Origin of the sequence: Photobacterium swingsii, from assembly GCF_024346715.1 — a bacterium.
Classification (GTDB): domain Bacteria; phylum Pseudomonadota; class Gammaproteobacteria; order Enterobacterales; family Vibrionaceae; genus Photobacterium; species Photobacterium swingsii.
The window spans coordinates 1,850,815-1,871,958 of the sequence record NZ_AP024852.1; the positions used below are offsets into that span (position 1 = coordinate 1,850,815).

The following is a 21,144-nucleotide window of genomic DNA, read 5'->3' on the forward strand; positions in this document are numbered from 1 at the left end:
CTGTACTTGTGCCATCCTCAATAGTAATTCGATACTTAGGGTGACAAGGATGGCATCAGAGTTATCTGTCGTAATTCATGCAGAAGAAGAATTCGATTGGAAAGGCGGCTTTGATCGTTCTAATACTCGTGTTTCGCCTCAACACACCTTAATAAAGCTAATCGATGCGTTAGTTGCGCAAGGCGCTAAAGTAACTTTGGCTATGGATTACGCTTTTGTTAGCAGCGTCGAAGGACAGGAGGTGATCTCACACTTTAAATGGCTAGAAGGTTCTTATATCGAATTTGCTTGTCATTTACATCCTTGGATTAACCCTCCATTCTATTCAAACGCTTCTACTGTCAGTAATTTCGCATCATACCCTGGTAATTTGCCGCCACATCAGGAGCAACAAAAAATTGCGGCGCTTACAGAAAAAATCGTCGAGGTTTGCGGTGTCGCACCTGTCAGTTATCTTGCTGGTAGACATGGCTTTGGCTCGAATACCTTGGCACATATTGTGTCTATGGGGTACAAAATAGATCTAAGTATTTGTCCTTATTACGATCTATCTGATAGCGATGGTCCCGATTTTAGCCAGCAAACCTGCTTAAATTACAGTAAAAATGGGGTGAGATTTTTGCCTCATACTGCGGCAATAACATCTTGGCTTTCATTTTTAGAGCCAAGATTTAATCGGCAACCCCAAATGTTCTCGCAGTGGCAAAATAGTAAGTTACTAAAGTTACTGGGCCAGCTCATCGGTCTACGTTTAGATCGGTTGTCACCAGAAGGGTTAAGTCTTCGTCAAATGAAGCGTGTATTTAAGGCTCAGCAGCGGATGGGACAAAATAACTTTATCCTTTCCTTTCATTCATCCAGCTTTATTCCAAATGTCACACCTTATACGCAGGGAGACGATGATGTTGAACACTTGGCAGAAAGAGTATTAACCTTTGTGCGGTGGGCAATCGAAACGCAGCATTGTGAACCATGGTTACCTAAGTCTTCTGTGAGTGCGATTGTAGAGACTACAGCCGAGCCGAGTGTTAACAAAAAGTCACCAACTAGATCGAAACCATCAAAGTCTGAACCCACCAAAACCGCTGTGATAGAGCGTGAAACAAGAACCGCTAAGAGCGAGTATTAGCGGCACCTCTGAACTTCAACTATACCAATCTCACTATATAGTATTGAAATATCATATTTTTTTAGATCAATATCACTCTAAGGATGTTTTTTGACCGCTATAAATTTGTCGGGATCAAAAAACTGTGATTATTCCTTATTGGCTGTAGGGGTTTGTTGCATATTTGCATGTCTGATCATTATTTAACAATTCTGCATATGATAGTTTTTGCGGTGCATAATGTTGAAGGAGTATAACATGCAAGATGCAAACGCTAGGTTCCCCAGTATTGCAAAGGTTTTAATTTTGCGGCAGTTCCTATGGGGAGCTGCTTTTTACGGGGCATATGTTCTATTAACGAAATACTTTCTTTTTGAATTAAATTACAGTGAAGCCGATACCATCATGATGATGGGTGCTTTTGGTGCTGTTGGACCTGTCTTTTCTGCGGTTGGTGGCTTTGTCGCTGATAGGTATATTGGTTCATTCCGCGCGGTATATATTGGCTATACGATTTATACGATAGGTTTCTTCCTATTGGGGATGGGAGCATCGACACTTAATGTTCCTCTGAGCATTTTCTCCATTGCGTTGATTGGTTATGCGCGTGGACTATCGGCAACCAGCCCGACAGTGCTATTGGGGAATTCATACTCAGCAACAAACAGGGAAGCTTTCCAGCAGGGTCTAACGGTTAACTATTCCATAAATAACTTGGGATCGTTTGCATCTAAATACCTTTTCCCATTCTTGGTTGCTTATTTAGCTTACCAAGGTAACTTCTTTATTTCATCGTTTTTAATGTTCATCACCTTGACGCTGTTTTTTACTTTCCGTAAGCAGCTTGCTCAGGTTGGTAATGACATTGACCGCCGTAGTGTGAGCATGAAAACTTGGGGTTACTTTGTGACAGGTTCAGCATTAATGTTGGGTCTAGTATTCTGGATTTTCTCAAACCTTGATGCAGGTAAGTACCTATTATATGGATTAGGTGCATGTGCTATTTTGTATTTCATTTATGAAATCACCAAAGCATCAGCGGCCTACAAATACAAAATGTGTGGTGTGTTAATCACCATATTCATCATGATCGTTTTCTATTTTTACTATGGTCAGATGCTTACCTCGATGAACATCTATGCCATCAACTTAATGGGCGATCAAATTCTTGGCTTTATCCCAATTCGACCTGAATCAAACGCTGCTTTTAACCCATTGTGGTGTTTCATTTTAGGCGGGCCAATGATTTATGTATATAACTGGCTAGAGGAAAAGGGTTACTCACCAACGATTCCAACTAAGTTTGCAGTAGCGTTTATCTTTAGCGGCATTGCATTTAGTTTATTAGGTTTATCAACCAGCTTTGTGGGCGAAAACGGTAAAATTTCAGCGGATTGGATCTTGTGGGTTCACTTCTTCCAATCGACAGCGGAATTGATTGTGGGAGCATTGGGTGCTGGCTTCATTTTTGAAATGGTGCCTCGCTATCTATCTGCATTTGCCATTGGCTTACGTTCAGTGGCATTGTCGCTAAGTGGTATTTTAGCTGCGGTCATTTCAACGAAGATCGCATTACCTAAAGATCAGGTATTGACGCCTGAGATTATTGAAGGCGTTTACGCAAGCTACTTCTATAACCTTGCGATCCTTGCCATTGTGATGGCTGTTGTTACGTTAGGCTTATCGAAAGTGATTGCTAAATTAATTAGCAAAGGTGAAGAACTCGAACGAATCGAAAGTTCATCGCAAGCGTCGCCACAATCGTAAATTCTACTTTAGTGAAGCCGTACTCTTATTCGTAAGAGTGCGGCTTTTTTTTGTTTAATTACAGTGCTATAAAAAGAAGAAACAGAGCGAATAAATCAAAAGTAGGGGTAGAGAATGACAGCTTTTAAAGAATATAAAGTCGTACACATTGTCGAAGGTGGTTGCGGGACTTTATTACTTGGTTCAAGTGGCTTGCCTTTGAAAAAACTTGAAGCAACATTGAACGAAGAAGCGGCTGATGGGTGGCAATTAGTTTTTCAAGTGATTGAGCGTAAGCGTTTTTGGTTATTCTGGAGCCGTGAAGCAGTCATTGTAACTTTAGGGCGTAATGGTTAATGCTTAGGCGCATTGCATTAAGCATGATTGAACGTTATCAGAGAGGCGGTGGTTCAAGGCATTACTTTAACCTGGAATGTAACTTTGAACCGACGTGTTCTGAATACACACGCCAAGCTATAGAACGGTACGGTGTGTATAAAGGTGTTGTACTTGGAATGAAACGTATTCGTCGCTGTAGTGAACCTGATTGTATTCACAAAGTGCATGATCCTGTACCTGATGAATAAGTGTCACTACGTGCCAAAACATTAAGGGTAAAGTATGGTGTTACGTCACGCGGCTTTGAAGCAGCAAGAAGATAATTTACGAGGTCAAGTGCGTCAGCTTACGGACGCTCAACGCAAGCAATATTACCAGCTAGAAGTTGACCAAGTGAAAGATCCAGATACCTTTGCTGTTCTGAACTGGTTCTTTGTTGCAGGACTTCACCATTTTTATTTAGGTAAGTTTGTACGAGGTGGAGTGAATTTAAGTCTATTTTTGTTGTCGATATTATTACTCGTGATCTATCCCAATCACTGGGTGGGTTACAGCGTATTGATCGGCATATTGGTGATTGAACTGCCGCAATTGCTTAATTCTCAAAATATTGTTCATCACCATAATAATCAGATAATGACAAAGTGCTTAGCCAAAGTACTTCAGACTAAAACATGATTAGACGGCGTTGATTGTTCGCTAGGTCTAGTTTAAGAGGTCTTAGGCTAGGTGCTGTGTCAACGAGGTATGTAGTTTGAAAATGATGGTCAAAATGATGGTGCTGGTATCGGCACTGGGTGCGTTAACAGCGTGCAGCGATGAAGGGCAGCTCGTCGCTACACCGTTAAATAACGTTCAAAAGATAGAAGTCGTTAATGACCAAGCGTTGGATGTGCAATGTGACACGGGTATTTGCCAGTTTGAAGTATCAACAAGTAGCCACGACGAAATTACTGTCAACATGTTCTACGATGGCCAACGGGCATTTGAAAAAATTGAAGGCGTGAGTGTAACTGGCCCATCTGGCGCCACAGTAAGAATTGAAGGTGAAAATCAATTTACACTGATTTTAAGTGGCGATGATGAGCCGACCAAGGTACAGGTTATCGATTATTATCGTAACTAGCGTTATTGGGGGTTATTCGACATTTCTTAAAATCTTACGCCTGTGGCGATTTGACGCATTTGTCGCAGGCTTGGATGGAACAGGGCGCCTTTCAGCTAATAGGTGGCGTATTGCAAGAACAGGGTGTTTATAAAGCATTCTAGGGCCACTGTACCGCATAATGATTTGTGACCTGTTTTTGTATTCCTTTTTATAGCAATGAATCGGGCATTGCTTACAGGTTGGTTTAGCTTCACCGTATGGACAACGATCAAGTCGCATTTTTGCGTAGCTTAAAAAATCATCACACTCAGCACAAAGTGTTGTAGAGCCATGATGATCTCGACAATAAATATGCACCATGGCGGTTAAGGTTTTGAACTCGGTATTTAATGAGCCTAACAAAAAGAGCTCTGCATCCGTTTTCATGTGTTTTGCCTGATATTTTATACAAACTTTAAACTTACATATAAAATACACCTAAAAACTTATTTGAGCAAAAGTTGATCACAAAACGTGATTTATATGACATATTTGGCGAAACAGCCAAGTAACATGAAAAAATAACGTGTTTTATTGTAAGAACTGGCCTTGATGGGTTGATTTCATGGGGTTCGCGAAGTAGTATCCGCTCCTCTTTTTTTGTGGTGGTGTATATGAGCAGATTTGAGTGCCTTGAAAGAATTGTTGACGAATACCGTAAGAAAGTTCGCGACGCTGAGTTCAACAAACAGAATGACAGTGAAGTAGCGAAAGTATTGGTATTATTGGTCGGTAACTCTATGTTTAGCTTGGCAGATGAATTTGCGGATTGGGTTAACCGTGGTGGCGATCGTTCATACGGTGGTAAGTTCTTCGTTTCTAAGCAGCTAATGACGTTGTTAGAGCCTGTTACTTTCCGTGGTGTGACTGTGCGCCGTGACTCGATTAAGCTATTCCGCGTGTCTTAAGCTGACCGCATAATAGAAATTCAATGACTTTCATGAAGAAAAATTGAAGACCAAATTTTTCAATCCAGCTTCATAGACGAAGTATGATTGAACCAAAAGGATGCCTCGGCATCCTTTTTGCGTTTTTAGCACCCACATCTTGTGCTACTGGGCGGGATTGGTATGCTAGGGTCAATACAAGCTAGATTAACTCTAGATAAAATAAAAAGTCAGTTAAGAGAAAATCAAAATGGATGCAGAATTTTGGCATAGCCGTTGGGCTGAAAATCGTATTGGATTTCATTTGGATGATGCAAACCCACTACTATTAAAATATTGGTCAGCATTAGGCGCTACCCGAGAAGACAGTGTGTTAGTGCCTATGTGTGGCAAATCTATCGATTTGGATTGGCTGGCGCAAAAGCACAGTCATGTTATCGGCGTTGAGCTGAGCCAGATAGCAGTACGTGCGTTTTTTGCTGAGCACCTGTATACGCCAATGGTGATAGAGCAGGGCAATGGCCAAGCTGTTTATGAATTTGATGAAATTAAAATTCATTGTGGTGACTTCTTCACAGTACAGGTTGAACCGACAGATGTGGTTTACGATCGTGCAGCACTGATAGCTATGCCTAAAACGCTTCGTAAGCAATATGCTGATCGTTTATTATCCTTGACTAAACCTGGTGGTCGAATTTTGCTTATTACGCTGGATTACCCGCAAGAGCAGCTAAATGGGCCTCCATTCTCGGTTGATGAAGCGGAAGTAAATGCGTTATTTGAAGGCTGTAAGATCACACTCCTTGAGCGTGATGATAAAGATGAGTCTCATCCTCGACGTCAGCAAGGTATCTCACGTTTTGCTGAAGAAGCTTGGTTAATTGAAACGCCAACTTTAGCGCTGTAAGAGAAGCCATTAACGATAAAAGAGGAGCATGATGCTCCTTTTTTGTATCGGTTCTTAATAAGAAAGTGATCATGATGATACGTTAATGGAATCACCACCCGATAGATTGCCTAATTAACCAGCACAGAAATCCATTTATTGATGAAATTATCAGAGCGAGATCAACTTTTTGATAATTATTCTTATTTGATTTTTTGCGAGCAATATATCGCTTTGTGGTATTTTCCTGTATAAACCCCACCTTGTATTTTTCAGCGGTATAATTTCTACTGGCTTGATTCTAAATGGGTTTATCTTATTTTTGTGGTGAGTGTTTTTTATTGTTATATGCCATTTGGTACCGACTTTGGCTGAGTTGATGCTTTTTAGTCAAGGTGCTAATTTCTGGGACTGTTCCCAGAGAATGGATTTTAAAATGAATAATAAAATACTAATGCCTGTTATTTTGGGCCTTGCAGCTGCCTCCGCAACATCTGTTTCTGCTAATGAGGTTGTTGAAAGTATTATCCTCGATGACGTCAGTTTAAATGGTTATGTAAAGAAAAGCTTTGAAGTTAAGTTTGAAAGCGAGCCAGAGCTTTTCCCGTATGCTTTTCGTGGTAGCCGGGTGCAAATGAAGCTACTGATTGAACTGTTTCATAACACTAATAACGGTAAAAAAGCTGCCCGTGTTGTCACCTTGGGCAATGGTTATGTTCCAGGTCAGTCAGGTGTGGATCTAACATATGATGCGCCATTGCTTGCGCGCTTTACTCAAAATTACCCCGTAACGTTTGATTACAGCATCTACCAGGCTGGCGGCACACCTATTTTTGGAGATGATTATTCGCCTCAGAATGAAACTACGGATGTGTCTGTATCGACGACGACTGTTGCACCAACTATTGGCTTAACAGCAACAGTGACGCCAGGTGCAGCTCCAAGTTTTGGTGGTTCATTAGGCAGCCAGCTTGGTGTGGCGTATACCTCCCGCTATTCAAGCAAAGATTATGTAACAGCGGTCAAACCTTCTGTTGGTAATGCTCGTGGTACAGGTGTGAAGTGGACGACATCGCTTAGTCAGTTATACACCAATGATTATCAGTATTACGGGAAATGGGCAGGTGTTTATCATTACACCGATTGTTATAACGAAAACTTGTTGCCAGAAGAGAATTTACCGCGTTTGATTTATGGCTTTAAACCAAAGTTTCAATATGTGTTTACCCCTGAGCTAGAACGAGGTACTGAACCAAAAACACAGATGATTGTTCGTGCAGGTATGAAACAAGTCGAGGAAGGGTTTAGTCGTAGCGCGTGTACTTGGTCTGATTACGGTACAAAAACGCATTACACCGAAGCTCAAGTTCGTTTTGCTATCGACTGGGATGAGCTAACGGTACAACCTTATTAACTTTAATCTACTTTTAGTGTTGTAATTAACAGTCACTTGGTTACAGGGTAACTAAGTGACTGTTTGAGCATTATCAAATACTCGATCAGAAAATGACTTTAATATCAGCAGCAGTTGCAACTGCATCTTCAATCGCTTTTTTTGTACTGTCACGACGTGTTAACGCAACACCTAAGCGGCGGCGACCGTCAATTTCAGGTTTAGCAAATAAACGCACTTGTGTATGTGGACGTGCTAGTGCCGCTGTTAAGTTGTCAAAGCGAATATTCTGAGATGTGCCTTCTGCAAGGACTACAGCAGACGCTGATGGGCCAAACTGGTTAATGCTGTTAATCGGTAAGCCTAAGAATGCTCGTACGTGTAGCGCGAATTCAGAGAGCTCTTGTGAGATAAGCGTAACCATGCCAGTGTCGTGTGGGCGAGGGGATACTTCACTAAAGAGTACTTCATCACCTTTAATAAATAGCTCCACACCGAATAAGCCATAACCACCCAATGCGTTAACCACTTTTTCTGACACTGTTTGCGCTGCAGCCAGTGCTTTGTCAGACATTTGCTGTGGCTGCCATGACTCGCGGTAGTCACCATCTTCTTGACGATGGCCGATTGGGGCACAGAAATGCACGCCATCAGCCGCACGAACCGTTAGTAGAGTGATTTCGTAGTCAAATTCAACAAAACCCTCGACGATAACGCGACCAGCACCGGCACGACCGCCTTCTTGCGCATACTTCCAAGCTGATTCGATATCGGCTGGTGTTTTAATCACGCTCTGACCTTTACCTGATGAGCTCATAATAGGTTTAACCACACAAGGTGTACCAATGCGCTCTACTGAGGCAACGAAATCATCATATTGTTCTGAAAACTCGTAAGGTGAGGTTGGAATCGCTAATGTTTCCGCGGCTAATCGACGAATCCCCTCACGGTTCATGGTGAGTTTTGTTGCATTTGCTGTAGGTACAACATTTACGCCTTCCGCTTCAAGCTCAACCAATGTATCCGTCGCGATTGCTTCAATTTCAGGTACAACGTAATGCGGCTTTTCTAACGTAATAATACGTTTTAATGCTTCGCTATCTAACATATCAATGACGTGACTGCGGTGCGCCACATGCATAGCTGGTGCATCTGCATAGCGATCTACTGCAATGATCTCTAAACCTAAACGTTGGCACTCAATGGCAACTTCTTTACCTAACTCACCAGAACCAAGAAGAAGAACACGTGTTGCATCAGGGCGGGTAGCTGAACCTAACATTGATAATCCTTACGAATGAGTATGTAAACTGCGTGCGATCATACCTGATTTTAGCTTTCGCGCAAACGATTGCGCGGTTGTTTGCGAGTGCTTGGCTAAGAGTTAATCAGACGACAGGATAAGTAAGAGCTACTTACTGATTTATTACTGTGCATATTGGTTTATCAGAAAACGTTCCTTTGCTTTTGTAAAATGATTGTCAGAGTTTAGGTGCTAAGCTCGTTAAACAAGGTACGAACCGCTAGAGTATAGGTATTCAGCAGGGAAGCTCAGTGCTCCTGTTTTGTTTTGAGCGTCATAAATAGGTAAATAACCAATGAAAAAGTTGTTAGTGGGTTTAGCATTGATTGCAGCCGTTCCTTTCTCGGCACACGCATCAAAAGGTATCGGTGTGTTTTTGGGTAGCCCGATGTCTGGCATTCAATATAAACATGACGATTTACGTCTTTCATTGGGTGTTGAAAAGTTTGGTGTCGCATTTGATAAAACATTTAACCTAGGTTCATTAACGGATAACCGCAAACTTGATAGCTTATACACTTTCGTTGGTGCTCAGTACGTTGATCACCACAATAAGAAAGTAGGTGTGCGTTCTGGCGTAGGGTTTGAACTGCCGATCAATAGTTTCGAGCTTTATGGTGAGTTAGGTCCATCTTTGTATGTGGTTGAAGAAGTAGATTTGGATCTTGAAGCTGCATTGGGCTTTCGTATTCGTTTCTGATTTGATGAGTTAGCATTGAATTGAAAGCAAAACGCCACCTTCATTGAAGGTGGCGTTTTTGTATATTCTAAAAAATAAATATCGTTATTTCTTACGACTTTCCCAATGGGTAATGAAGGCAACGGAAGCAATAATGATCGCAGCGCCTAGCCATAATCGCCCTGGTGGTGCCCAACCAAATACAATCCAGCCAGCAAGAACATTTAGCGGCAATTTTGCGTGATCAAAAGGTTGCACAAACGACGCGTCAGCAACGGCATAGGCTTTCGCGATGGCCCATTGCGCTAATCCGGTTAACAGACCAGCCCCGACTAAGAGTCCCCAGGTTTCTAGCGAGCTTGGCATTGTAAAGTCAGGCACGGCTAGCAAAATATTGAAAGGTGTTATCAGCAGCAGTAGGTAGACAACCATAGTGGTTGGAGAATCGTGCGCTGACATTTTTTTTACCATAAGCGAATAACTTGCCCAGAAGAACGCAGCCCCAACTGGCAGTAGTGTGGCCCAGCTAAAATCATCACTCCAAGGCTCAAGAATGATCATTGCGCCGACAAAGCCAGCGACCGTCGCGAACCAGCGGGCGGCGCCTACGCGTTCACGTAAGAAAAGGCCTGAGCCTATGGTGGCGAATAATGGTGAGGTCATTAGCAGAGCGATACCCTGCCAAATAGGAACAGGATAAGCTAACGCCCATAGCCATAGTTGAATACCGATAACGGAAAGAAATACCCGAAAACAGTGTAAACCGAAATGTTGGGTGCGCAGTGCTTGGCGTAGCCCTAATGATTTAAGCCAAGGTAACATTGCAATTAAGGCAATAAAGTATTGAATAAATGCAACGGTAGTCGAAGGCAGGTGAAGTTTCACGCTCAGTACTTGAGCTAGGCTATTTACAATGGCAAACGCTAAGCCTGCGGTGAGCATCCAGCTCGCACCTTGGATTGGATTATGATGTTGAGACATGAGTAAGGGCACTGTCTGATGAATAGTGTGAATAATTTGCAGAATCATACGCCTGTGAACTTATATCACCAAGCACAAATGAAAAAAGCGATGCCAATAAGGGACATCGCTTTTCTGCTGTAACTAAAACTGTCTTTAACAGATACCGTATAACTTACAGTGCGCTATAAGTTAATGGAATATCTGGGTTGAGTGCTTCTAGTGTATTTTGTGTATCAGCAAGGTGGCTAATACTACTACTTTGTTCAACAAGTGCGGCTTCAGCAATGCGGTTTAATTCGTAGCCCGCCATATTCATGTTGATTAGTGCAACTTGCAACGGTGGAAGACTTGGGTTGAATGCCGCATTCTCAGCGTACATGCCAACAAAAATACGACCGTCATCAGCTTTTAAAGCAACGCCACTGAAGTTCTTGGTATAAGGCGCATGAGCACGGTTAGCAGCTTGACACGCGGCTTGAACAAGCTCGCTTTCTTCTTCAACGCCTAGACCGTGATTTTTTTCAGCTAAGAGTCTATCAGTGATACCTAGATCGCTTGGGCCGAATGACTCTGGTAAGTATTGTTGCAGTGTCTTTTCTTCTCGCTCTGGCAGCTGAACTTTAATTGTGTCAGCAGTGCTAAGTTCATTCATGAATTGGCGACAATGACCGCAAGGGCTGTAATTGATGGTGATATCTTTAACACCCGTTTCGCCTTTAACCCAAGCGTGACTAATTGCTGATTGTTCTGCGTGAACGGTTTGTGAAAGTGCTGCACCGGCAAATTCCATGTTGCCGCCGAAGTATAGGCGACCAGAGTTGCCTCGAACGACAGCACCTACACAAAAATGAGAAAGGGGAGAGACAGAATACGTGGCTGCAAGAGGAAGCAGCGCAACGCGCAATTCGCTGTCAGTCATGTGAGTTTGGCTGAGTAAGTTGTCGAATTGCTCTGCACTGATGGTTGCATCGAAATTGCCATCTTCCAGCATAGGCTTGATTGCGGTTGCAAGATCAGCCGGTAAAGAACCTAAAGCATCCATTACTTTAGTGTGCATGTGGATTTCTCCGTCTTGTGTATGGAGAAATATTGTAGACAGCTCGATAGAATAATAGTGTGATCCATGTCACGTTGTAATTTATCTTGTTTCACCCATTACATAACTGAGAGTGAGGTCACACAACGAGCGTAAATTGATATCCTTATTTTTCAATAGATTAGTTTTGTATTCGATTACTTGCACATAACCATACCAATCCCATTAATGATGAAATTACTCTAGCTAATTAACCTTCTAGGTATTAATAGCCGAATATGGCTGCAATTAAAGGAAACAGTACAGGGGCGAGTATTGAGGTCATAACACCACAGATCACTAAAGCCAGTGAGCTAAAAGCCCCTTCTTGATAGTTTTCTTCAGCGGCTTTCGCTGTACCAAGCGCATGTGAAACTGTCCCCATTGTTAGCCCTTTTGCTATTGGTGCTTGAATGCCTGCCAGCTTAAAGAGAGGGTAGCCCAGCACGGCACCAAATAGCCCAGCAATAATCACCATGATAGCTGCAATGGCAGGCACGCCACCAATTTGCTCGGCAACGGCCATAGCTATAGGTGTTGTTACTGATTTAGGTAAAATACTTGCCACTAACTCCACATTTGCACCTAGTGCGAATGCGATGCCTGCACCTGTGACCATAGAAAGAACACTACCAATAAAGCAAACAGTAAAAATTGTTTTCCACTTAGCGCGGATTTGTGAAAGTTGTTCGTACAGTGGGAATGCAAGAGCAACAACGGCAGGCTCTAGTAAGGCGTTTAGCCATTTGTTTTGCTCAAAGTAAGTCTCATAAGGCACATTTAACCACATGAGCAAAGGAATAATAATGATAAGACAGATAAGTAATGGGTTGACGATAGGATGTTGAAGTCGTTTGGAAATAAGACGAGCGATGTAAAAAACGACTAAGGTTGTGATTAACCAGATCATTATTTTTCCTTATGGTGCGCTGCAATACCAATCACAAGAAAGACAACTAAGCTGCTGCCGATAGTACTGAGTAAAATAGGGAGGCTATTAGCACTCAAGAGTGCGAAATGGTCCATTAAGCCAACGCCGACAGGAACGAACAATAATGCCATGTAACGAATTAATAAGTGGCAGCCTGATTGCACCCAATGAGAACGTATAAGACCCGCTGAAAGTAAACCAAAGAGAATAAGCATCCCTAGGATGCTACCGGGTATCGCGAGTCCAAGTAATGCCTGAATTCCTTTACCTAAGAAAAGGCAAACGAGAATGATGCTGAAGGAGCGTAGATAACTCATGCTTTTATGTGATGCCAATGGCGGTGCTTTTGTTTGGTGGATTCATCATACAAAATAAGTGTGACCTATGCCACACTTATTTCGCGTATATTGAGAGAGGCAAGTTTAAGCATTCTGACTTAAATACAGGCTGGTTGCGGATTGCATGTTTGCAATGTAAAAGCGCTATAACAAGATATTGTCGGCAAGAAAGAACAAAGCAACGCCAGCAGCAGCCAGTAAGAGTACGGAAATACGATGGAGTATGCTGTGTTTTACAATATGTTCTGCTGCTGACTCTGACGGCTCGTTTTTGTCTGTTTTATCGTTTGTAAACTGGGTGAATTTAGACTCTTTGAATGTATGTACCAGTCGGCATGTTTTATTGGGGAGCGGCACACGAAAGCCATGAGTGGCCACGATTTCAATCGCAATCGCAGGTTGACCTTGATAGATAAGTTTATGGTTTAGCGAAACAAGTAGTGCGTTAAGATCAAAGTGGGTATGGTTATTTTCTTCATAAGCTTCGATCTGTATGAAGGTTTTATCATATAACGCCTGTGGGTTAATGACTTCACCAGCACAATAGCAAAGTGCTTCAAGTAGGCGTGACTCATGCACTGTTAATATGGTCTCAGAGCCATCTTGCCAAACTAACATTCGCAAATCGGGTTCAAAATCAACGCTGGGAAAACGATAACAGCGTGTTAGGGCTTTTGTCGTCATAGCTACCACTTAATGCTATAAGCCATGGAGAATATGTAGTGAGGACAAATCACTATGCGTTTGCATGACATTTACATGGCTGTTTATGGTGAACAAGTACCAGATTTAGGTATCTTGGTTAGCTTAAGTGTGACTGGCTGAGAGCGTTCCTTCAACTTTTGCTGAGTGGAAACTGTCTTAATAAAAACACCCTGAAAACTAGGGTTATCAGGGTGTTTAAGAAAGCCTTTCTTTTAAAGAGGTTAAGGCCTTATGCTATCATTTCTGAGTGCCGCGAAGTTAGGCTAGCTGGATAACGTAATCGTACACTTTTTTAAGAATAGCCATCTTCTTCTCGTCACCTTGATGTTCCATCGCTACGTTGTCTAAATTCTCAATGTAAGCAGGTAGGTTACTCTCAAAGTAATCTTGGCAATGGTGTTTCCAGCGGATTTGCTCTTGCTGCGTCAATGTCAGCGGGAAGTTACGAGCACGGTAACGGAATAGCAAAGGCTTAATGCGCGCATCAGCCACTTGTGGCTCAAAATCGACAAGTTCGAGTGGATCCATTTCACGAATAATATCCATTGCTGTGCGATCGGCATGCGAGAAGAAACCATCGTATAGTTTGGCATCGACGTTATCATGCGCTTCAAACTCACGATCGACACTGAAGATCTCAACGAGTTTTTCACGTACTTCAGGGTGTGCTTTGAGCATCTGAAGGTGTTTAAGGCAAAGTTCTCGATCAATACCTAGGCGTTCCGCATCGTCTGCTTTGAGTGTTTTTGCCGGCGCAAGAACAGGGCACTTGTTGATATGGACAAGTTTAACTGGCACAGGTAGCTCATCTGGACCAAGTTCACTGCGTTTGGTGTAAAGACGTTCGCGTAGGGTATCAGCATCGAGCTCAATCAGCGGCGTTGGGTCTTTGGCTAGGTTAACCGTAATCACCGCGTTTTTATTATCAGGGTGCCATTCCATTGGAACAATCCAGCTGGTATTACCGCACTCAGAACCAAACATGCCAGAAACATGAACCAATGGCGTTAAGTTAATAATGTCGATAAGTTCTTGAAGCTTACGCTTGTTACGTAGATCAAACAGGTAGTTAAACAGTTTGGGTTGGTTCTTCTTAAGGATCTTTGCCAACTCAATTGTGGCATACACATCTGCCATCGCATCGTGTGCATTCGCATGTTCAATACCATTAGCAACAGAGAGATGTTCCAGCTTAAAACTTGGAAAACCTTCGTCGTTGGTCGGCCAGTTAACGCCTTCTGGGCGAAGTGCGTAACAGGTTCGCATAATATCGAGTAAATCCCAGCGTGAGTTACCGTTTTTCCAGCTCCAAGCATATGGGTCAAAGAAGTTACGATAAAGAGTATAACGGCTGACTTCATCATCAAATCGCACGTTGTTATAACCGATCACACAGGTATTCGGAGTAGACAACTCATCATGAATTTTGGCTATGAACTCGTGCTCAGGTAACCCTTTTTCCATTGCTTCTTGTGGCGTGATTCCTGTGATTAAGCATGCTTCTGGTGAGGGCAGATAGTCACTTGGTGGCTTACAGTAAATAACCAAAGGTTCGCCAATGATATTGAGATCCATATCAGTGCGAATCGCGGCAAACTGAGAGGGACGATCAACGGATGGTGTAGCACCAAAGGTTTCGTAATCCAACCAAAGCATAGTTGGTTGATGATTGTTATTACTCATTATTTTTCCCTACTGGGATGAATTACTTTACTGCCTTTATAGTAACAAATAATGGGGGAGCAACTAAGGTATTATGGCATCTACCTAAATATTTATTCTTAGAGATAAGCATTTTACTTGCTTAGTAACTCCCAAGTTAGCCTGTGTCTTGTAATTAGTGTGCAATGCCAATGCTGCAAAAAGGCAATATGATTGCCTTGATGGCTAGGATCAGCTTGCGTGGTGAGATGTATCTCTGTGTTTCATACGTCGCGAATTACCACATATTCCATGTTTGGGCTTCGATGTCATTTTCAACACTATCTGGTAGTGCACTGAAAAAATCGAGTTGTGTGACTTGTTCAACTTCATCAACAGTTGTAATGAAAGAGGGTAATTCTGAAGATGAAATTTTACGGTGTGGAAGAATAAATGCGATTGCATCGTTGGCAGTTGGGTCGAGGATGACCTTATAGAAACGATGTGGAATATAGACACCGTTACCAATATAGGTCTCGTTACCATCCCAAATAGGGCCAGATACAACATAAAGCTCGTTGTAAGTGTTTGCCCATTCACGTACTTTTTCTTCCAGTCCTTTCCATCCACCACGATTAAATCCTGGTAGTTGTGGCGCCATATTCGACATCAAGAAGCTCTGCTGCATAGCGACTTGAGAGAAGTCCATGGTACCAGACGGTGCTAAGTGTCCTCGGTCGTACCCTGATTTTGAATAGTCACTGCTGGTTGCGCGAAAAGCAGGAGGTAAGTCTTTATCCGTTCGGAAGCTATTAGAGCGTTTATAGAAAGCATTCACACTTTCTTTTGTGATGTGATAAGCAACCCAATTGGAAACCTTGTTTTGGTAATTATAACCGGCAGCATAGCCATCTCTGCAGAGGATCTGATCACTGTTGTTTGGGGTTCCTTTAACAAGGTGTTGGTTACAAATGGCGGCAGAAGCGGATATTGAGAGGCTAAGGCTAAGTATTGCGAATAAGAGGTGTTTCATGTTTCGTCCATATTATAGAAGTGTATAGGACGAGCAATCATATTAACTCAAGCAATGTGTGGGTATTGATATACCTATAGATTGTGACTGGTGTTTTTTATAAATTCAAGCAGTGAGGTTTTACGCACTTTATCAACGATATTAGTAAGATAGGAGATGGTATACTTTGATTTACCTTGAGGGATATTGAAAATCTAGAAGGGAATGGTTAATGGCTGACGTAAAAAAGGGCATCCGAAGACACCCTTTTGGAATTTTATAATCTGATAGACTCAGAATTATACGCGCTCAACGTTAGCAGCTTGAGGGCCTTTTTGACCTTGCTCGATGTCAAAAGAAACTTTTTGACCTTCAGCAAGAGATTTGAAACCTTCGCCAGCGATAGCACGGAAGTGAACGAATACGTCAGCGCCGCCGTTGTCTTGAGTGATGAAACCGAAACCTTTCTCGTCGTTAAACCACTTAACGATACCAGTTGCTTTAGACATGACATGTCTCCTGAATATAATAAAAAACACGCACTATTGCGTACTTAAGCCAACATAATGAATTACTTATGGACAAAAGAATGAGAAGCTCTTCAGGACAATAGCTTAGTTGTAAGCGGTAGAACGAAGGGTCTTTCAATACTTGCATAAATAGGACTGCATTACAGGCCGTGAAGTATTAAGCCACAGAGCTTAGGGTTGGGCAAGATAATATTTTAAATATTCATTAGCGGGAAAACAAAGTGTGATAGATGGCGCATTAATTAAGCAAAAAACTGTTTGGTTTGAAGGGGTTAAAGCTGCATTTGTGGGTAAACTTTAAGCTAAGCTGGCTTTGATTTTGGCGAAAAAAAGGGCTGTAATTACAGCCCTTTTATCTGAATTATCTTGTATTCAGAACAATTACATTGCTTCAACGTTAGCAGCTTGTAAGCCCTTAGGACCTTGCTCTGTTTCGTATGAAACTTTTTGGCCTTCTGCTAGTGTTTTAAAGCCTTCGCCAGTAATAGCGCGGAAATGAACGAATACATCAGCACCGCCATTATCTTGAGTGATAAAACCAAAACCTTTCTCTTCGTTAAACCACTTAACGGTACCTGTTGCTTTAGACATGTTGTCTCCTGAATTCCTTACTTCAACAAATTGCCAATAGTCCTTATTACAACAGTGATAACTAAAACCGGATACCTTCAGACAACATACCTAGCGGTGTATTTTGAAGCTTTGCAGCTAGTTACCGACATCGAAAAAACTATCGGTCACCAAAAGACTAGGCACTGTGGCTAAAAAAGCAAATGTTTGAGCGTATAAATTGTGGGCGATTTCACACCAATTAGTATTAAATTCAATGATCTTTGAGGTTATACCATTTTGTCATAATTGGCAGTTATAGTCGGCTTAGCATTTGTATGTCTGAAATCATGGTAGATGAAATAAAAGTGATGAAGCGACTTGGTTGCTTGAGCTTGGGTAGTACTTTCTGATATAACGTTTTGCAGCAAGGGTTTAGTAGATTTAAATAAGGACAAATAATGAACAATATCCTAGAGTTGGTTCGTCAAGCACGTCGTAAGAATAAACTAAAACGTGAAATCTTAGATAACGACCGCAAGATCCGCGACAACCGTAAGCGTGTAGAGCTGTTAGAAAACCTAATGGAATACATCCGCCCAGGAATGAGCCACGATGAGATTGTGGAAATCGTTGAAAACATGAAAGGCGATTATGAAGATCGTGTTGATGATCACATCATCGTTAGTGCGGAGTTATCAAAAGAGCGTCGCGAAGTAAGCAAAGCCGTAAAAGAGCTTAAGCGTGTAGAGATTGCTGCTAAGCAGTAATAACAACAGCTCATACATCGAACTAATAAGGCCTGATAGAAATATCAGGTTTTTTTATGTCTGAATGACAAGAATTTGATAAACCTCGCAGTTTTATCTGATAAAATCAGACTTCGATGAATTTATGTGCGGTATTAATGACTGAAAGCACTATGGTGTTATTAATACAACTGTTTACCTGAGGAATCTTACTTGAAGCATTGGCTTGGCTTAACACTGTCGTTATCTACGGTGTTACCTATGGCATCTTTTGCCGATACAAATGAACAACTATCCGAAACAGCCAGTGTTGAGGAATTACGTGAGCATCGCGAGGAAGAAAAGAATTGGGGATTGGCTGCTGTCGTTCGTCAGGCAAGTATTCCTTATTCAGAAGGCGCAGGTGTCGATGACTCATCAGTGATGACTTTTGTGCCTATGATGTTCTATCGCGGCGAAAAGTTTTACATTAATGGTACTGAAACTGGCTATCAACTTTACAAGAAAGATGAATTTTCGGCGAATGCGGTCTTGCGAATGCACTTCATCGATATACCGGCGATTTATCAAAACTCGATTGGTGGTGATACCGGTATGGGCGGTATACAGTTAAGGTATCAATGGGACGATAATGTATATGGCTTTGCAGAAGTTGTGACGGATCCTGATGCGCACTTTCAAGCAAATTTAGAAGTTGGTGCCAAGTATGAAGTTGGAGATTGGTATTTTCATCCATCGGCAACTTTGATTAATAAAACATCAGACTACAATACGCACTACTACGGCTTCAATAAGGAAAGCATTGGTGGTGGCTCAGATATCAAATTTGGTGGTAAGGTGCGTTACCACGTAACATCAAACCTTTACTTGTTAGGTGGGGCGTATGTGACGCGTTTTGATAAAAACGTACGACACTCTGACACAGTCAATGATAACTGGCATGCAGAATATTACGCAGGCTTTGGCTTCTTCAATGACTCGTCTAAAGGTGAGAAATCGTCAATCTCGACTAAGCCTTATTTACGGGTAGCACATGGCTGGGCGACTCCTTCTAATATGGGGGACATCTTAGCGGGAGAGACCGAAAAAGATGAATTCAATAACCAATTAACTTCAGTGTTTTATGGGCACCCGTTAACGGATAACTTGTTTGGTATTCCGTTAGATATTTATTTAACACCGGGCTTTGTGACGCACTGGCAGTCTGAAGTACAAGATTTCTCAGCTGAACTCGTCATGGCGATTAAAGCGTATTACACCGTTAACTGGCCAGTGAAGTGGCGTTTAGGTGTTGCGGAAGGTCTGTCGTATGTTACTGACGTCACATACATTGAGCGTACCGAGCTGGCAGATAAAGGCTATGAAACAAGTAAGCTATTGAACTATATAGATCTGTCGTTAGATGTGAATATAGGTGATTTAATCAATAACCGCTCGTTAGATAATGTGTGGTTGGGTTATAGCATGCATCACCGTTCTGCGATTTTTGAGCAAGCATCGCAATTTGGTCGGATCAAAGGCGGCAGTAACTATAATACCGTTTATCTTCAGTTTGACTTCTAATTTATGAGCAAAGGGGCGGTGCTTTTTTGGCACTGCTTTTTCCTGCGCAATCACTTGACCATTTACTTACCCATATTGGTATCAGTCTGAAAGTACAGATAACAAAAAGCCGAGCATCAATAAAATGCTCGGCTTTTTTGTATCTTAGAGGTTTGAATTGCTATTGAGCGATATCAAAAGCTTGTCGTAGTTGAGATAAATAACCTTCGTCGCGACACATGCTTTTCCCTGGCTCATCAGAAATTTTAGCAACAGGGCGACCTTCACACTGCGTTAGCTTAAGCACGATATTTAGCGTATCGACATTAGGAAGATCACAGCTTAGCTGGGTTCCAATACCAAAACTGACATTGATTCGACCGTAAAAATGCTTATAAATCGCTAATGCTTTATCAAGTGTTAAGCTATCAGAGAAAACCAGCGATTTTGTCGTTGGGTCTATACCTAATGACTCATAGTGTGCGATGGCTTTTTCACCCCAAGTGACAGGGTCACCACTGTCGTGACGTAATCCTACAAAGCGATTAGACAGGCGAAGATCAAAGTCACGTAAGAATGCATCCATATTGATACAGTCTGTCAGGGCGATTCCTAGGCTGTCTGGGTACTCTTGTAACCAACGGTTAAGTGCAAGTTGCTGTGAGTCGGCCAGTTCGCCAGTAAGCTGCTGGTGGGCTTGGAACCACTCATGTGCTTGTGTACCCACTGGGGTTAAACCACGTGTGCGCGCGAGATGGTAATTCGAGGTTCCTTTAAAGTAAGGGAAACTCTCAGCAAGGTAATCCACCACATGATGCTGCACCGCCTTAGAGAAGCGGCGGCGGGTACCAAAATCGACTAATGCAAACTCTGAAAGGTCAGTGCCTTCAGCGTTGTGATAAAAGCGGTCAATTTTTGTCTTTAACTGTTCAATGGCATCTTCAGCACTGGCATTTGGATAAAGTGCCGCACAGCGAACTTCACAGATGATCGCAAGCAGAGGGACTTCCCAGAAAATAACATCTAACCATTTACCGGTGATCTTAATGCTTAGCTGATCACCAGATGGGTCAAGTTCAACTTGTTGGCTGCTAAGGGTGAAGCTTTTTAGGAACTCAAGGTAATCAGACTTAAAGAAACCAATGGTCGCCAAATAGTCGAGTTCTTCTTGTGTAAAAGACAGCGAATCAAACTGGTTGATTTGCGCTTGAATAGCATCGCAATAAGGGCGTAGATCCTCTTTGCTGCGGCAATGGAATTCAGCAACGACCTCTGTTTCAGGGTATTGATGGAAGATTGCTTGGTGCATGTGCAGTTTATATGCATCTGTATCCAGCAGTGAGTCGATAACTCTATGTGTTCCAGTATGATTCATATTAAAAGCTGTGTTTGTACGCCATTAGATAATTTATATGATTTTGCACGCATTCTTGGCTAAATGCGACAAAATTAGGGGGCGTACGATACGCCTAAATCCATCAAACAACAAGGAAGACCGCTTTCAGCTGATTAAATGTTCGACTATTGGCAGGTGATACACAGAAATATTCAATTTCATTACGTATAGTTGTAAACAATTCTTGTTTTTATGGTTGAGAGCGATATAAATACCTGTGTTAAA

At 42.1% G+C, this 21,144-nt stretch carries 24 protein-coding genes; 12 read left to right on the forward strand and 12 right to left on the reverse strand.

The window, feature by feature from the left end:
• The first annotated feature begins 49 nt into the window (after window positions 1-49).
• The 6 genes from OCU77_RS08770 to OCU77_RS08795 all read left to right on the forward strand — a co-directional run bounded on the left by OCU77_RS08770 (window position 50) and on the right by OCU77_RS08795 (window position 4,319).
• Window positions 50-1,129 (forward strand): polysaccharide deacetylase family protein, encoded by a 1,080-nt coding sequence (locus OCU77_RS08770; protein ID WP_048898328.1) that lies wholly within the window; start codon window positions 50-52, stop codon window positions 1,127-1,129.
• 237 nt (window positions 1,130-1,366) lie between these two features.
• Window positions 1,367-2,875 carry a peptide MFS transporter gene (locus tag OCU77_RS08775; RefSeq protein WP_048898329.1) on the forward strand — a complete coding sequence of 503 codons (1,509 nt, stop codon included), beginning with the start codon at window positions 1,367-1,369 and terminating at the stop codon, window positions 2,873-2,875.
• Between the two features lie 114 nt (window positions 2,876-2,989).
• Window positions 2,990-3,211, forward strand: coding sequence for a DUF4177 domain-containing protein (locus OCU77_RS08780; RefSeq protein WP_048898330.1), 222 nt, complete (start codon window positions 2,990-2,992; stop codon window positions 3,209-3,211).
• Complete coding sequence (yidD, locus tag OCU77_RS08785; protein WP_048898331.1) at window positions 3,211-3,441, forward strand: membrane protein insertion efficiency factor YidD; 231 nt, start codon at window positions 3,211-3,213, stop codon at window positions 3,439-3,441. The genes OCU77_RS08780 and yidD overlap by 1 nt, the downstream gene beginning before the upstream one ends.
• A gap of 34 nt (window positions 3,442-3,475) precedes the next feature.
• A complete protein-coding gene (locus tag OCU77_RS08790; RefSeq protein ID WP_048898332.1) occupies window positions 3,476-3,871 on the forward strand; it encodes a TM2 domain-containing protein in 396 nt (131 codons plus the stop codon).
• Between the two features lie 76 nt (window positions 3,872-3,947).
• Entirely contained in the window at window positions 3,948-4,319 is a 372-nt protein-coding gene (locus OCU77_RS08795; protein WP_144414899.1) for a spore gernimation protein, read from the forward strand.
• Between the two features lie 12 nt (window positions 4,320-4,331).
• Here the strand turns inward: OCU77_RS08795 and OCU77_RS08800 are convergent, their stop codons facing one another.
• Complete coding sequence (locus tag OCU77_RS08800; RefSeq protein ID WP_048898334.1) at window positions 4,332-4,727, reverse strand: nitrous oxide-stimulated promoter family protein; 396 nt, start codon at window positions 4,725-4,727, stop codon at window positions 4,332-4,334.
• Window positions 4,728-4,954: 227 nt separating this feature from the next.
• Between OCU77_RS08800 and OCU77_RS08805 the strand changes: the two genes are divergently transcribed.
• The 3 genes from OCU77_RS08805 (at window position 4,955) to OCU77_RS08815 (ending at window position 7,527) form a co-directional block, all read left to right on the forward strand.
• Window positions 4,955-5,248 carry a hypothetical protein gene (locus tag OCU77_RS08805; RefSeq protein ID WP_048898335.1) on the forward strand — a complete coding sequence of 98 codons (294 nt, stop codon included), beginning with the start codon at window positions 4,955-4,957 and terminating at the stop codon, window positions 5,246-5,248.
• Window positions 5,249-5,477: 229 nt separating this feature from the next.
• Entirely contained in the window at window positions 5,478-6,134 is a 657-nt protein-coding gene (locus OCU77_RS08810; RefSeq protein WP_048898336.1) for a thiopurine S-methyltransferase, read from the forward strand.
• A 415-nt stretch (window positions 6,135-6,549) separates the two neighbouring features.
• Window positions 6,550-7,527 (forward strand): hemolysin, encoded by a 978-nt coding sequence (locus tag OCU77_RS08815; protein ID WP_048898472.1) that lies wholly within the window; start codon window positions 6,550-6,552, stop codon window positions 7,525-7,527.
• Between the two features lie 85 nt (window positions 7,528-7,612).
• On the opposite strand, the gene purT is transcribed toward OCU77_RS08815, so the two are convergent.
• Window positions 7,613-8,788: a formate-dependent phosphoribosylglycinamide formyltransferase gene (gene purT / locus OCU77_RS08820; protein WP_048898337.1), complete on the reverse strand. Its 1,176-nt coding sequence runs from the start codon at window positions 8,786-8,788 to the stop codon at window positions 7,613-7,615.
• Window positions 8,789-9,104: 316 nt separating this feature from the next.
• Between purT and OCU77_RS08825 the strand changes: the two genes are divergently transcribed.
• Window positions 9,105-9,509, forward strand: a complete 405-nt coding sequence (locus tag OCU77_RS08825; protein ID WP_048898338.1) for a hypothetical protein — start codon at window positions 9,105-9,107, stop codon at window positions 9,507-9,509.
• Window positions 9,510-9,593: 84 nt separating this feature from the next.
• Here the strand turns inward: OCU77_RS08825 and OCU77_RS08830 are convergent, their stop codons facing one another.
• The 9 genes from OCU77_RS08830 to cspE (OCU77_RS08870) form a co-directional block, all read right to left on the reverse strand.
• Window positions 9,594-10,469, reverse strand: coding sequence for a DMT family transporter (locus tag OCU77_RS08830; RefSeq protein WP_107302881.1), 876 nt, complete (start codon window positions 10,467-10,469; stop codon window positions 9,594-9,596).
• A 154-nt stretch (window positions 10,470-10,623) separates the two neighbouring features.
• On the reverse strand, window positions 10,624-11,508 hold the full coding sequence (cdd, locus tag OCU77_RS08835) for a cytidine deaminase (protein WP_048898339.1): 885 nt from the start codon (window positions 11,506-11,508) through the stop codon (window positions 10,624-10,626).
• 244 nt (window positions 11,509-11,752) lie between these two features.
• A complete protein-coding gene (locus OCU77_RS08840; RefSeq protein WP_193391650.1) occupies window positions 11,753-12,433 on the reverse strand; it encodes a CidB/LrgB family autolysis modulator in 681 nt (226 codons plus the stop codon).
• 2 nt (window positions 12,434-12,435) lie between these two features.
• Window positions 12,436-12,774: a CidA/LrgA family protein gene (locus OCU77_RS08845; RefSeq protein ID WP_048898473.1), complete on the reverse strand. Its 339-nt coding sequence runs from the start codon at window positions 12,772-12,774 to the stop codon at window positions 12,436-12,438.
• A 165-nt stretch (window positions 12,775-12,939) separates the two neighbouring features.
• On the reverse strand, window positions 12,940-13,479 hold the full coding sequence (locus OCU77_RS08850; RefSeq protein WP_107302864.1) for a hypothetical protein: 540 nt from the start codon (window positions 13,477-13,479) through the stop codon (window positions 12,940-12,942).
• A 279-nt stretch (window positions 13,480-13,758) separates the two neighbouring features.
• Entirely contained in the window at window positions 13,759-15,183 is a 1,425-nt protein-coding gene (sbcB, locus tag OCU77_RS08855; protein ID WP_048898341.1) for an exodeoxyribonuclease I, read from the reverse strand.
• A 256-nt stretch (window positions 15,184-15,439) separates the two neighbouring features.
• On the reverse strand, window positions 15,440-16,174 hold the full coding sequence (locus OCU77_RS08860) for a DNA/RNA non-specific endonuclease (protein WP_048898342.1): 735 nt from the start codon (window positions 16,172-16,174) through the stop codon (window positions 15,440-15,442).
• Window positions 16,175-16,452: 278 nt separating this feature from the next.
• A complete protein-coding gene (gene cspE / locus OCU77_RS08865; protein ID WP_048898343.1) occupies window positions 16,453-16,662 on the reverse strand; it encodes a transcription antiterminator/RNA stability regulator CspE in 210 nt (69 codons plus the stop codon).
• A gap of 402 nt (window positions 16,663-17,064) precedes the next feature.
• Window positions 17,065-17,274: a transcription antiterminator/RNA stability regulator CspE gene (gene cspE, locus OCU77_RS08870; protein ID WP_048898344.1), complete on the reverse strand. Its 210-nt coding sequence runs from the start codon at window positions 17,272-17,274 to the stop codon at window positions 17,065-17,067.
• A 419-nt stretch (window positions 17,275-17,693) separates the two neighbouring features.
• Here cspE (OCU77_RS08870) and OCU77_RS08875 point away from each other — a divergent pair, with 419 nt between their 5' ends.
• Both OCU77_RS08875 and OCU77_RS08880 read left to right on the forward strand, forming a co-directional pair.
• The gene (locus OCU77_RS08875) at window positions 17,694-18,002 is read left to right on the forward strand and encodes a DUF496 family protein (RefSeq protein WP_048898345.1); all 309 of its coding nucleotides are present in this window, start codon (window positions 17,694-17,696) and stop codon (window positions 18,000-18,002) included.
• 192 nt (window positions 18,003-18,194) lie between these two features.
• Window positions 18,195-19,544, forward strand: a complete 1,350-nt coding sequence (locus OCU77_RS08880; RefSeq protein ID WP_315972517.1) for a MipA/OmpV family protein — start codon at window positions 18,195-18,197, stop codon at window positions 19,542-19,544.
• A gap of 160 nt (window positions 19,545-19,704) precedes the next feature.
• Here OCU77_RS08880 and pncB read toward each other — a convergent pair whose 3' ends face one another.
• Window positions 19,705-20,898, reverse strand: a complete 1,194-nt coding sequence (gene pncB, locus OCU77_RS08885; RefSeq protein ID WP_048898346.1) for a nicotinate phosphoribosyltransferase — start codon at window positions 20,896-20,898, stop codon at window positions 19,705-19,707.
• Window positions 20,899-21,144 lie beyond the last annotated feature (246 nt).